The sequence below is a fragment of the Stenotrophomonas sp. Sm6012 genome, assembly GCF_030985895.1.
In the GTDB taxonomy this organism is placed as follows: domain Bacteria; phylum Pseudomonadota; class Gammaproteobacteria; order Xanthomonadales; family Xanthomonadaceae; genus Stenotrophomonas; species Stenotrophomonas forensis.
Window position 1 is genome coordinate 1 of record NZ_JAPTFX010000142.1, and the last position, 12,099, is coordinate 12,099.

Here is a 12,099-nt window from a genome sequence, read left to right on the forward strand (position 1 = left end):
CGGGGGGGGGGGGGGGGGTTGGGGGGGAGGGGGGGTCGGGGGGGGGGGGGGGAGGGCCCGATTCTCGCCCGGCCCTGCCGCCCTGCCAACCCGGGGGCGGGGCCTGCTTGCACCGGGAGCCCAGGATGCGTACAATCCCGCCTCTTACGCTTCACCTTTTCACAACGCGTGGCAGAGTTCCGGCGAGCCTTTCGCCGCAATGAGCCCGACCTAACCTAGAGTTCTTCATGAGCACTTTCACTGCCAAGAACGAGACCGTCCAGCGCGACTGGTACCTCGTCGACGCCGAGGGCAAGACCCTGGGCCGTCTCGCCACCGAGCTGGCCCGCCGTCTGCGTGGCAAGCACAAGCCGGTCTATACCCCGCACGTTGATACCGGCGACTACCTGGTCGTCATCAATGCAGAAAAGATTGCCGTCACCGGCAAGAAGCTGCAGGACAAGATGTATCACCGTTTCACCGGTTACATCGGCAACCTGAAGACCGAATCCCTGGCCCAGGCGCTGGAGCGCCACCCGGAGCGCGTGATCGAGATCGCCGTGAAGGGCATGCTGCCGAAGGGCCCGCTGGGTCGCCAGATGTACCGCAAGCTCAAGGTCTACGCCGGCACTGAGCATCCGCACGCCGCACAGCAGCCGCAGGTTCTGGATATCTAATCATGGCTATCACTCAAAACTACGGCACTGGCCGCCGCAAGTCCTCCACCGCTCGCGTGTTCCTGCGCAAGGGTTCGGGCAACATCACCGTCAATGGCCGTCCGCTGGACGAGTTCTTCGGTCGTGAGACCGCGCGCATGATCGTGCGCCAGCCGCTCGAGCTGACCAAGAACACCGAAAGCTTCGACATCCTGGTCACCGCCGCTGGCGGCGGCACCACCGGCCAGGCCGGTGCGATCCGTCTGGGCATCGCCCGTGCTCTGGTCGAGTACGACGAGACCCTGAAGTCCGAGCTGCGCAAGGCCGGTTTCATGACCCGTGACGCCCGTGAAGTCGAGCGTAAGAAGGTCGGTCTGCACAAGGCCCGCCGCGCCACCCAGTTCTCCAAGCGCTGATCCGCTGCGCCTGGTTGGGCTCCCTCGGGAGCCCGCTGGTTGGAAAGCAAAAGCCCGGCTTCGGCCGGGCTTTTGTCGTTTCGGAGTCATGCATTTCCAGGTTGCCGGCCAGCGGCCGGCACTACCCATGGTTTCGAAGGATCCGACCCCGAGGTTCTCTCTGGGGAGGAGCCCCCTTGTTGTTCAAGGGGGGCGCGCCGACAGGCGCGGGGATAAGGTGGAATGCGCGACCAAATTAAAAGCAAAAGGCCAGATCTTTCGATCTGGCCTTTTGCTTTTAATTTGGCTGCCCCGGATGGATTCGAACCACCGAATGCCTGAGTCAGAGTCAGGTGCCTTACCGCTTGGCGACGGGGCAAAACGTGCAACTATTTTCTCACTTTTCACACTGGAAAACAACTTGATTTTCAGTGTGGTGGCTATGGGTGGACTCGAACCACCGACCCCAGCATTATGAGTGCTGTGCTCTAACCGGCTGAGCTACATAGCCTTGGTGAGCCCGCTATTCTGCGGATGTGTATCGCCCCTGTCAACACTTTTGTATCGTGCTTGTGGGGCGGCAGAGGGCATGGGATAGTCCCGGCCAGTAGATTTTTTAGGAGTCCGCATCGTGATCGATCCGGACGGCTATCGACCGAACGTCGGCATCGTGCTGATGCGGCAGGATGGTCAGGTGTTCTGGGCACGACGTGTGCGCCGGGACGGCTGGCAGTTCCCGCAGGGTGGCATGAATACCGACGAGACGCCTGTCGAGGCCATGTATCGTGAACTGCAGGAAGAGACCGGCCTGCTGCCTGAGCATGTGGAAGTGCTCGGGGCGACACCCGGCTGGCTGCGCTACAAGCTGCCGGCGCGGGCCATCCGCCGCAACGAGCGGCAGGTCTGCATCGGCCAGAAGCAGGTCTGGTTCCTGCTGCGCCTGACCGGCGACGAATCCCATGTGAAGCTGGACCACACCGACTCGCCCGAGTTCGACCATTGGCGCTGGGTGGACTTCTGGTACCCGGTGGAGCATGTGGTGATGTTCAAGCGCGGCGTCTATGCGCGTGCCCTGCGACACCTGGCGCCGTTGGCGCGCGGCGTGGCCGGGCAGGGTGTCACCGCCATGCCCAAGAGCGCGGCCGAAGCCTGGATGCCAGGCCATACGGCCGGGCACGACCGGCCCCGCAAGCGCCCACGGACCCGCGGCTACTGGCCGAAGAAGGCGCAGGGCGACGGCCCGGCCAGCTGACGGGCTGAACGGTATCGAGAATGGTTCAGGTCTCTGATTGACAACCATTCTCGTTTCCATTGGAATAGCCAACAGGCCGCTTCTGGCCTGTCAGCCCGGTTCCCGCCTGTGTACGTCTGCATCTGCAACGGAGTCACCGACCACCAGATCCGCGAAGCCGCCGGCAATGGCGTCAGCACGGTGGCCGAACTGACCATGCGTACCGGCTGTGGTGCCACCTGCGGTTCCTGCCTGGACATGGCCGGCGAGCTGCTGGCCAAGGCACGCGCCACCCACGATCTGCCGCTGCCGGTATTGGGCCTGGCCCAGGTCGCCTGACCGTTTCTTTCGCGGCGCGTTGACGCCGCGCTTTCGCATCCTTCACTGCTGGCCGCACAGGCCAATGCGCACGATTCGCGTTCCTTCACGAGGCTGCGCAAGGCGCTAAAGTGCCTGCGTTTTCAGCGTGCAGGAGCATCCCCATGAAGGGCGACACCAAGGTCATCGAATTCCTCAACAAGGTCCTCTACAACGAGCTGACCGCGATCAACCAGTACTTCCTGCACGCCAAGATGCTGAAGAACTGGGGCATCAAGGAACTGGCCGAACACGAGTACAAGGAATCGATCGACGAGATGAAGCATGCCGACATGCTCGCCGACCGCATCCTGTTCCTCGAAGGCCTGCCGAACTTCCAGGCGCTGGGCAAGCTGCGCATCGGCGAGAACCCGACCGAGATCCTGCAGTGCGACCTGTCGCTGGAACGCGACGGCGTGGTCACCCTGCGCGAGGCCGTGGCCTATTCCGATTCGGTCGGCGACTACGTCAGCCGCCAGCTGTTCGTGAAGATCCTCGACTCGGAAGAAGAGCACATCGACTGGCTGGAAACCCAGCTGGACCTGATCGAGCGCATCGGCGAGCCGAAGTACCTGCTGAGCAAGCTGGAAGAGTGACGTAGCGTCGAGCTTGCTCGACGCTAGCGATGCTGTGCCAGGTAACCCGTCAGCGCCACGCGCGCGCGGGCGAATTCGGCCACCAGCAGCGCCACTGCCACGGCAGGGCGCTGCAGGCTGTCGCTGCGGGCTTCATGCTCGATGCGCTGCGCCACCGCAGACAGTGACAACGCGCCGACGTTCGCACTCGATGACTTGAGGCTGTGTGCGATCGCCTGCATGCGCGGCGCGTCGCCATTATGCGCGGCCTGCTGCAGTTGCTGCACCATTGCCGGGGCATCGTCCAGGAACACCGAGACGATCTGGCTGGCGCTCTCGCCGATCACCGCGTGCAGTTCGTCCAGTACATCGCGATCCAGCACCGGTTGCGGCGCCGCCTGGCGCTTCGTACCTGGCAGGGCCGCGCCATGCTCGGCCGGCAGGATTCGACCGATGGCAGGCGCATCGCCGCCGAGCAGGTTCGACGCGGCCGCATTGCCCGGGCGCTGCCCCCAGCGCTTCAACAGCGCATGCAGCGTGGCGCGTGCGATCGGCTTGGACAGGTAGTCGTCCATGCCGGCCTGCAGGCAGCGTTCGCGGTCACCGGCCATCGCATTGGCCGTCATCGCGATGATCGGCAGCCGCAGCCGCCCGGATGCGGTTTCCTCGGCGCGCCAATGACGGGTGGCGGCGTAGCCATCCAGCACCGGCATCTGGCAGTCCATCAGCACCACGTCCACGCCACCTTCGCGCAGGGCGAGCAATGCCTGCTCGCCATCGGCGGCGCTGCGCACCTCGCACTGGAACACGCGCAGCAGCTGCTCGGCCACCATCCGGTTGACCGAGTTGTCTTCCACCAGCAGCACGCGCAGGTGCAACGGCGGCAACGTCGGCGCGGGCATTCCGTCTTCAGCATTGGCCAGCAATGCGGCGGGTCGCGCGTGCGCGACCGGCACCGCCAGCAGCGCATGCAGGGCGGCATCATCGAAACGTGCGGGCAGCCGCTGCTGCCGCGGGCGCGCCGCAACGGCGTCGTCCTGCAGCCACAGCACCTGCAGCGCATCTTCTTCGCCACGTTCGGCCAGGGCCTGCTGCAGCGTGGCTTCACCTGCACGGCGTGCATGCGCATCGACCAGCAGCCAGGCCGGCGCCGGCTGCCCGGGGCGTGGCGGCGCGCGCAGGCGCTCGACCACGGCACCGGGCTGTACCAGCACCTGCACCTGCAGCCCATGGTGGGCGGCGATGCGCTCGACGCGTGCCTGCAGGATCGCATCGGTGCTGTACAGCAGCAGTGGCGCGGGTGGACGTGCCATGGCTGGCAGGTCGCCGGGTACTTTCAGCAGCGGGATCTCGAACCAGAACGTGGCGCCCTGGCCGGGCGTGGACTGCACGCCGATGCGGCCCTGCATCAGGTCGATGATGCGCTTGCAGATGGCCAGGCCCAGGCCGGTACCCCCGTAGAGGCGGGTGGTGGAGGCGTCGGCCTGGCTGAAGGACTGGAACAGCCGCGCCTGCAGCACCTCGTCGATGCCGATGCCGGTGTCGATGATCTCGAAGCGCAGCTGGTGCTGCGCCGCGCCTTCTCCCAACCGCTGTACGCGCAGCAGCACCTGGCCGCGTGCCGTGAACTTGATCGCGTTGGCCAGCAGGTTGCTCAGCACCTGGCGCAGGCGTACCGGGTCGCCGCGTACCGGCAGGCGCACCGCCGGGTCCAGCTGCAGCGCCAGCGACAGGCCCTTGGCGTCGGCGGCACGCTGCATCAGCTGCACCACGCCATCGAGCAGGTCACGCAGGTTGAAGCTGGTGATCTCCAGTTCCAGCGCCTGCGCTTCCAGCCGTGAATAGTCGAGGATGTCGTCGACGATGCGCAGCAGCTGCTGTGAACTGGCCGAGGCGGTGGCCAGCATCTGCCGCTGGTCTTCGCCGAGCGGTCCACGCGCGATCAGCTCCAGCATCGGCAGGATGCCATTGAGCGGGGTGCGGATCTCGTGGCTCATCGTGGCCAGGAACTCGCCCTTGGCCAGCACCGCGGCCTCGGCGGCCTGCTTGGCCTGCAGCAGCTGCTGTTCCAGTTGGCCCTGGCGTTCGGTGGTACGGCGCAGCTGGTCGCGTTCGGCGGCCAGAGCGCTGTGCCCGCGCTGCAGCTGGGCCAGCGCAAGATTGCGCGCGCGCAGGCGCAGGCCCAACAGCAGCAGTGTGATGGCGGCCGCACCAAGGGCAACCAGCAGCACGCCCCACAGCGGCACGTCAGAGCACCGCGTTGTGGAAGTCGAAGTTCAGGTCGCTGCCGGCCGACTGCACCATGTTGCCCTGGATGTAGTCGACGCCGCCCACCCACATCGCGGCCGCCGCCTGCGGGTCTTCGATCTGCTGGCCGATGATCTGCAGCCCGGCCGCATGCGCCTGTTCGATTGCCCTGCGCAGTTCCTCGCGGGTGGCAGGGTTGGCGTGGCTGCTGGAGAAGCGTGCCGCCATGCGCACGAACGACAACGGAAGGTGGGTCAGCAACGCATCGGCCTCCCCACCCGGTTCGAACTGGCTGAGGCAGAAACGCACGCCGGCACCGGCCATGCGCTGGCAGAACTGCAGCAGCGGCACGGTGTGGATCAGCGCATCGGGCAGGCGCACATCGATGACCAGCGCGCTGCCGGGCAGGTCGCGCTGGTGCAGCGATTCCAGCAGCCAGTCGGCGAAGGCATCGCGCTGCAGGGTACGCAGCGACTGCGAGACGAACAGGTTCAGCGGCTGGGTCGCGTGCCGGTACAGGTCCAGCAGGCCCAGCGCATGGTCCATCACCTGCTGGTCGAGGTCGGCGATGCGCCCGGCGGCTTCCGCTGCCGGAATCACCTGGCCGGCAGCCAGCACCGTGCCATCGGCCTGGCGCAGGCGCAGCAGCAGCTGGTACTGCGCGGTGTTGCCGCCGGCGACGGCGACGATCGGCTGGTAGGCCAGCTCCAGCTGGCCCTCCAGCAACGCCAGGTGCTCCTGTTCGCTGATCGCCTCGCGGTGCACATGGCCGGCCACGCCGGCGCTCAGCAGGCGCGCCTGCAGGGTGGTGCGTTCGACGGCTTCCAGCGCACTGCTGGCGTCGTCGAAACCTGAGGACAGCGGGGCATAGCCGACCACGCCGCGCAGGTGCACGGATTCGTCGTCGCGGATCACGAACGCGCGCGCCGACAGCTGTTCGCGCAGGGCCGCGGCGATGCCTTCCAGGCTGTCTTCATCGGCGGTGCGCGCCAGCAGCAGGAAGCTGTTGTCGTTCAGGCGTGCCAGCAGGTGCGGGTGGCCGGCCTCGGCCAGGCGCTGGCCGGCCTGCACCATCAGGCGTTCGAAGGCGGCATAGCCATAGCGCTCGCGCAGGCCCAGCGCGCTGGAGACTTCGACGAACAACACGCCACCCGGGTCGCGGTGGGCAAGCGCGGCGTTGAGCTGCTGCAATACGTGGTGTCGTGTCGGCAGGCCGGTTTCCGGATTGCTGGTGGCCGGGGCACCGGAGGCTCCTGGCAGGGTCGCGGCCTGCGCACGCGCGCGCCGGATGCGGTTGGCCACGGCGGCGATCAGGTGGCGCGGGCGGATCGGCTTGCTCAGGTAGTCATCGGCGCCGCTGTCGAGCACTTCGAACTGGCGCTCCGGGTCCGGGTCGCCGCTGAGGAATACGATCGGCAGCAGCTGCAGGCCGGGTTGCTGGCGGATCAGCGCGGTCAGGCGCATGCCGTCCAGCCCGGGCAGGTGCAGGTCCATCAGGATCAGGTCCGGGCGGTGGTCCTTGATCGCCTGCAGCGCGCCGTCGGCATCGCTGTGCACGATCGCCTGCATGCCGGCACCGTGCAGCACGCTCTGCGCGAACAGGGCCTGGGCGCGATCGTCCTCGACGATCAGCACGCGATAGGGCGAATCGGACGCAGGCGGCGCCTGGTCGTTGTTGCCGGCTTCTGCCAGCGCTGAAGGGCCGGGAAGCGGTGGCGGCGCGCTGTTGATCGATGGCGCATCGGCCGTGCCGCCCTGTGCCGTGACCGCTGCCGGTGCGGCGGGAGCGTGGGTGACCGCTTCGACGGCCCAGCGTTGCCAATGATCGGCCGGAGGGGTTTCAGCGCGTCCCGGGCGGGCGCCCGCGGGGGATTCGATTGCGGCCATCGGTGCTCCTGGTGTTCGCCTTCATTATGCGGCAAGCCCGGCGATCAACCGGTGCGGGGCTGCCGCGGGCTGTCCGTCGCCGCGCCGCGTGCCAGCCAACGCACGCCTTTCCACAAGGTGCGCCAGACCAGCCAGACCAGCAGCGCGCCAGCGAGGCTGCAGGCCAGCACCACCACCAGCGCGATCCAGGGATGGGCCAGGGCCAGCGCCAGGCCGCCGATCACCACGGTGTCTTCGGCGGCGGAGGCGACCCAGTTGCTGGCCGGTTCCGGTGAGGTATTGAGCAGGGCGCGGGTGCCCGCCTTCAGGCCATGGCTGGCCAGCGCGACACCGGCACCGGCGGCGAGTGCGCCGGTCCCCAGCTGGCCGTCCGGCGACAACGTGGCGGCGGCAAGGAAGGCGCCGGCGGGCACGCGTGCCAGGGTCTGCACCAGATCCCACACCGAGTCCACGCCGGGGATCTTGTCGGCGAAGAATTCGGTCACTGCCAGCGCCGCCGAGGTGCCCAGCACCCACCACGATTCGGTGGCCTGCAGCGCGGGTGGCAGGTCGACCCAGCCGAGCAGGCCGGCCAGGCCGACGCCGAACACGGTGAGATAGACGCGGATGCCGGCCAACCAGGCCAGCAGGATGCCGATCACGAACAGGTGGGCTTCGGTCATGGCGATGCTCCGGCGACGGAACTGTGCGGGGGGCCTCACTATCGACGATGGCGTGCCTGAACGCCACAGACCGCGGCCGGCCACTGCGCAGGAAACCCACCCGTCCTGTCATACACTAGCCCGTCGTTTGCCACAGGGGCCGTACCGGTGTCGCCCTCGCGATGCCCCGGAAACCACCCATGAACAACCGTCCTCCCATGCGCGTGCAGGTGCGCCTGCCCGGCGCGCCGCAACCGCCGGTCGATCGTCGCCGGCTGCTGGTGCTCGGCGGCATCTGGCTGCTCAGCCTGGTGCTGGCGGTGCTCGGCGGCTGCTGGATGGCCACCCCGCGCGATGCGCAGGGTCAGCGCCTGCAGGCCGCCGAGAAACATGCCGAGACGCTGCAGGCGCAGCTGACCGAGCTGCGCCAGAAGCAGGCCACGCTGGAAGCCTCCGATCGCATCAGCCGCGCTGCCAACACCGAGGTGCAGTCCTCGCTGGCCGAGCGCGATGAGGAGATCGCCGGCCTGCGCGCCGACGTCGCCTTCTATGAGCGCCTGGTCGGCTCAACCAGCCAGCGCAAGGGCCTGAACACCCATTCGATCGAGTTCAGCCCGGAAGCGGCCGGCACCTGGCAGTACACCGCCGTGCTGACCCAGAACCTCAACCGCGGTGCCATCAGCCAGGGGCAGATGCGTTTCACCGTGGAAGGCGTGAAGAACGGCAAGCTGGCCACGATCAGCTGGGATGATCTGCACCAGCGCAGCAAGGTACCGGGACAGGATTACTCGTTCCGGTACTTCCAGCAGATCACCGGCAGCGTGATGCTGCCGGCTGACTTCACCCCGCAACGCGTGCGGGTGACATTGGGGAGTGGTACGGGGGGTACCACCCAGGTATTCGACTGGAAACAGGCCGGCGCGCCGGCCAGCAAAGGGGAGTAGGCAGATGTTCGGAAACAGCAAATCCAACCGTGATGGCCAGCTGGTGGTGGATGCCCTGATCGGCAACCAGGTGGTGATCCGCGGTGATGTGGAATTCAGTGGTGGCCTGTACGTGGAAGGCCGCATCCACGGCAAGGTGATTGCCGCCGAAGGCGCCAGTGGTGCCACCCTGACGGTCGCCGAGCATGGCGTGATCGAGGGTGAGATCCGTGCCCAGGTGGTGGTCATCAGCGGCCGCCTGGACGGCGACGTGCACGCCACCGAGAAGGTCGAACTGACCCCGAGCGCGCGGGTCAATGGCAATGTCCATTACCAGGTGGTGGAGATGAATGCGGGCGCCCAGCTGAACGGCCGCCTGATCCATGCCAGCGCCCCGATGGCGGCCCTGCCGGCCCCGGAGGCCGACGACGCCGATGCAGGCAAGGGTGACACCGCCGCGCGTCGCAAGCTGGCCGAGGCGATGGCTTGAAAGCCATCCTCGGCACCCCCATGCTGACGGCATGAGCACGCTAGTCTCCCTGCCCGGCGCCACCCCGGCCGCCGCGCCCGATTACCAGTCGCTGGAGCGACCGCTGAATTTCACCGAGTCGGCGGCCGCCAAGGTCAGATCCCTGATCCAGGAAGAGGGCAACCCCGACCTGGCCCTGCGCGTGTACATCGAAGGTGGCGGCTGTTCGGGCTTCCAGTACGGGTTCGAGTTCGACGAGAACCGTGCCGAGGACGATCTGGCGGTACAGACCAGCGGCGTGACCCTGCTGGTCGATCCGCTGAGCCTGCAGTACCTGATGGGTGCCGAGGTGGACTACACCGAAAGCCTGACCGGTGCCCAGTTCGTGATCCGCAACCCGAACGCGAAGACCACCTGCGGCTGCGGCAGCAGTTTCAGCATGTAGGCGGGGCGCGGGGCCCGCCCCCCGCGCGACAAGGTGTGTGGAGCAGGCTCCACACCCACAGACGGCTTCGGCAAAGCCCGCGGCTTGCCACCCGCATCGATTGGCGGCACGCTTGCCGGATGCCCAATACTTCTTCGCCGCTTTCCGGTTTCGCCTTCGTGGGCGAACCGCTGGAGCGCGCCGATGCCCTGCGCGACGATGCCGATGCACTGGCGCGCCTGTGGCCGGGCGCGCGCATCCTCGTGCTTGATCAGGACGGCAGCGCCTTCACCGGCGATGACGATCAGCCACTGGCGCTGACCGGCGCCGACATCGGCGGCGGTCCCGGTGCCGCGATCTTCCTCGGCCTGCGCGAAGACCAGGCATGGTTCTCGGTTGAAGCCGCCAGCGTGACCATCACCGCACCACGCCGCCTCGACCTGCGCCAGGCCGCGCTGCTGTGGTCGATGGCCGATGCGACCGCCTTCAGCTATGCCCGCGGCATGTCCTACTGGCACTCGCGTACCCGCTTCTGCGGCGTGTGCGGCGGTGCCGTGGCATTCGCCCGTGGCGGCTTCGTCGGCCGCTGCGCGCAATGCTCCACCGAGCATTACCCGCGGGTGGATCCGGCGGTGATCGTGGCGGTGGAGAACCAGGGCCGGCTGCTGCTGGGCCGGCAGTCGAACTGGGCGCCGCGCCGCTACTCGGTGCTGGCCGGCTTCGTCGAGCCCGGCGAGACCTTTGAGCAGACCGTGGTGCGCGAGGTGCACGAGGAGAGCAAGGTGCGGGTGACCGCCTGCCAGTACCTCGGCTCGCAGCCCTGGCCGTTCCCGGGGGCGCTGATGATCGGTTTCCGTGCGCAGGCGCAGGATGATCTGCCGACCGTGGACGGTGAACTGGAAGATGCGCGCTGGTTCAGTGCCGACGAGGTGGGCGCGGCGCTGGCACGCGATGTCGAGGACGATGGCCAGGGCATCCGCGTGTCGCCGCCGATCTCGATTTCGCGGGGCCTGATCGAGCACTGGTACCGCCAGCAGAAGGGCTGAAGCTGGCCAGGCGCGGCGGCTGTATTGCCGCCACCTGAACACGGCCCGGGTTAGAGTCCGGTTCACCGCTGAGGGCGCCGCTGCGACAGGTAAGGTAGCGGCGCGAGCGTTCTGTTTCGTAGGGAGACCCGCCATGTTCACCACTCTGGCTGCCGTGCTGGTGGCGCTGGCCCTGGGCCATGTCGCCCCGGCCGCTGCTGCCTCGCTGCGCCGTTTCGACGGCTTCCGGCGCTGGCTGGGTTGGCTGGATGCCCGGGGTGGCAAGGCCTGGCAGAGCCCCGCAGGCGTGGCCCTGGCCCTGCTGCCGCCGCTGCTGCTGATGGCCCTGCTGGCCTGGCTGCTGCGCGGGGTGCTGTTCGGCCTGCCGTCACTGCTGCTGGGCGTGGTGGTGCTGGCATGGTGCTGGGGACCGCGCGACCTGGACCGCGATATCGAAGCGATCATCGACGCTGACGATGCCGCGACGCGGCAGGCGGCGGTGCGCAACCTGCAGGCGGCCGGTGGCAGCCTGCGCGAGGACGTGCCGTCGCTGGTCGAAGCAACGGTGCTCAATGCGTTGCGGCGCTGGTTTGCGGTGTTGTTCTGGTTCCTGCTGCTGGGGCCGGCCGGTGCGCTGGGTTACCGGCTGCTGGCGCTGATGGCCGAAAGCCCGATGCGCGCCCGCGTGCCGGTGGAACCGCTGGCGCTGGCGCAGCGCCTGCTGGGTTGGATCGAATGGCCGGTGGCGCAGCTGATGGCGTTCTCGATGGCGCTGGTGGGCAACTTCGATACGGCGTGGAAGGCCTGGCGCCAGGCCCATGGCGAGCGCCTGGCCGGGAACATCGGCTTCCTGGGAGCGGTGGCGCGTGCCAGCGTCAATGCCGAGCTGCGCGAGGATGCGCACGACTACACCGAGGCGGGGCTGCTGCCGGTGTGGCAACGGCTGCCGGACCTGCGCGATGCGATGAGCCTGGTGTGGCGGATGCTGCTGCTGTGGCTGGCGATCCTCGCCCTGCTGGTGATTGCAGGCTGGGTGACGTAGTGGCTTTTGCAGGGCTTGCAGCCCTGCACCTGCAGAAGCAACAGCAACGGCAACGGCAGCTCTGGATTGCTGAGGGTTGGGCGGGGCGGTGTGGGGCTGCAGGACACGCCGTAAACCCCCAGACCGGCCCAGCCGCTGGCGGCTGTGCGTTCGGGCGCTTGCGAAGCAGTGCTTCGCAAGCAAAGCGCCCTCACCCCTGGGGGCTCGATGGCGCCATCCATGTCGCCATCGGTCCTGCAGCCCCACAC

13 protein-coding genes and 2 tRNA genes are annotated in these 12,099 nt (G+C 67.8%); 10 read left to right on the forward strand and 5 right to left on the reverse strand.

Features of this window, described 5'->3' with window-relative positions; all coding sequences use genetic code 11:
• The first annotated feature begins 227 nt into the window (after nucleotides 1-227).
• Together rplM and rpsI are read left to right on the forward strand one after the other, a co-directional pair.
• Nucleotides 228-656, forward strand: coding sequence for a 50S ribosomal protein L13 (rplM, locus tag O0J73_RS18540; protein ID WP_005414692.1), 429 nt, complete (start codon nucleotides 228-230; stop codon nucleotides 654-656).
• Between the two features lie 2 nt (nucleotides 657-658).
• Nucleotides 659-1,051 carry a 30S ribosomal protein S9 gene (gene rpsI / locus O0J73_RS18545; protein WP_005411311.1) on the forward strand — a complete coding sequence of 131 codons (393 nt, stop codon included), beginning with the start codon at nucleotides 659-661 and terminating at the stop codon, nucleotides 1,049-1,051.
• A 283-nt stretch (nucleotides 1,052-1,334) separates the two neighbouring features.
• On the opposite strand, the gene O0J73_RS18550 is transcribed toward rpsI, so the two are convergent.
• Both O0J73_RS18550 and O0J73_RS18555 read right to left on the reverse strand, forming a co-directional pair.
• Nucleotides 1,335-1,409, reverse strand: a tRNA-Gln gene (locus O0J73_RS18550).
• 55 nt (nucleotides 1,410-1,464) lie between these two features.
• Nucleotides 1,465-1,541 (reverse strand) — tRNA-Met (locus O0J73_RS18555).
• 120 nt (nucleotides 1,542-1,661) lie between these two features.
• Between O0J73_RS18555 and O0J73_RS18560 the strand changes: the two genes are divergently transcribed.
• The 3 genes from O0J73_RS18560 to bfr all read left to right on the forward strand — a co-directional run bounded on the left by O0J73_RS18560 (nucleotide 1,662) and on the right by bfr (nucleotide 3,214).
• The gene (locus O0J73_RS18560) at nucleotides 1,662-2,282 is read left to right on the forward strand and encodes an RNA pyrophosphohydrolase (protein ID WP_180880870.1); all 621 of its coding nucleotides are present in this window, start codon (nucleotides 1,662-1,664) and stop codon (nucleotides 2,280-2,282) included.
• A gap of 108 nt (nucleotides 2,283-2,390) precedes the next feature.
• Nucleotides 2,391-2,600 (forward strand): bacterioferritin-associated ferredoxin, encoded by a 210-nt coding sequence (locus O0J73_RS18565; protein ID WP_006473776.1) that lies wholly within the window; start codon nucleotides 2,391-2,393, stop codon nucleotides 2,598-2,600.
• A 143-nt stretch (nucleotides 2,601-2,743) separates the two neighbouring features.
• Nucleotides 2,744-3,214, forward strand: a complete 471-nt coding sequence (gene bfr, locus O0J73_RS18570; protein WP_005419804.1) for a bacterioferritin — start codon at nucleotides 2,744-2,746, stop codon at nucleotides 3,212-3,214.
• Nucleotides 3,215-3,237: 23 nt separating this feature from the next.
• On the opposite strand, the gene O0J73_RS18575 is transcribed toward bfr, so the two are convergent.
• The 3 genes from O0J73_RS18575 to O0J73_RS18585 are packed head-to-tail and all read right to left on the reverse strand — an operon-like array spanning nucleotide 3,238 to nucleotide 7,989.
• Entirely contained in the window at nucleotides 3,238-5,439 is a 2,202-nt protein-coding gene (locus O0J73_RS18575) for an ATP-binding protein (RefSeq protein ID WP_308309337.1), read from the reverse strand.
• A 1-nt stretch (nucleotide 5,440) separates the two neighbouring features.
• Complete coding sequence (locus O0J73_RS18580; RefSeq protein WP_308309338.1) at nucleotides 5,441-7,327, reverse strand: EAL domain-containing protein; 1,887 nt, start codon at nucleotides 7,325-7,327, stop codon at nucleotides 5,441-5,443.
• 44 nt (nucleotides 7,328-7,371) lie between these two features.
• The gene (locus O0J73_RS18585; protein WP_308309339.1) at nucleotides 7,372-7,989 is read right to left on the reverse strand and encodes a DUF4126 domain-containing protein; all 618 of its coding nucleotides are present in this window, start codon (nucleotides 7,987-7,989) and stop codon (nucleotides 7,372-7,374) included.
• Nucleotides 7,990-8,168: 179 nt separating this feature from the next.
• Between O0J73_RS18585 and O0J73_RS18590 the strand changes: the two genes are divergently transcribed.
• The 5 genes from O0J73_RS18590 to ampE all read left to right on the forward strand — a co-directional run bounded on the left by O0J73_RS18590 (nucleotide 8,169) and on the right by ampE (nucleotide 11,851).
• Nucleotides 8,169-8,912, forward strand: a complete 744-nt coding sequence (locus O0J73_RS18590; RefSeq protein ID WP_049456220.1) for a DUF6776 family protein — start codon at nucleotides 8,169-8,171, stop codon at nucleotides 8,910-8,912.
• Between the two features lie 4 nt (nucleotides 8,913-8,916).
• Nucleotides 8,917-9,381 carry a polymer-forming cytoskeletal protein gene (locus tag O0J73_RS18595; protein ID WP_006473689.1) on the forward strand — a complete coding sequence of 155 codons (465 nt, stop codon included), beginning with the start codon at nucleotides 8,917-8,919 and terminating at the stop codon, nucleotides 9,379-9,381.
• Nucleotides 9,382-9,412: 31 nt separating this feature from the next.
• Complete coding sequence (gene erpA / locus O0J73_RS18600; protein ID WP_049456218.1) at nucleotides 9,413-9,805, forward strand: iron-sulfur cluster insertion protein ErpA; 393 nt, start codon at nucleotides 9,413-9,415, stop codon at nucleotides 9,803-9,805.
• 119 nt (nucleotides 9,806-9,924) lie between these two features.
• Nucleotides 9,925-10,830 (forward strand): NAD(+) diphosphatase, encoded by a 906-nt coding sequence (gene nudC, locus O0J73_RS18605; protein WP_006473685.1) that lies wholly within the window; start codon nucleotides 9,925-9,927, stop codon nucleotides 10,828-10,830.
• Nucleotides 10,831-10,963: 133 nt separating this feature from the next.
• The gene (gene ampE / locus O0J73_RS18610; RefSeq protein WP_006473684.1) at nucleotides 10,964-11,851 is read left to right on the forward strand and encodes a regulatory signaling modulator protein AmpE; all 888 of its coding nucleotides are present in this window, start codon (nucleotides 10,964-10,966) and stop codon (nucleotides 11,849-11,851) included.
• Nucleotides 11,852-12,099: the final 248 nt, after the last annotated feature.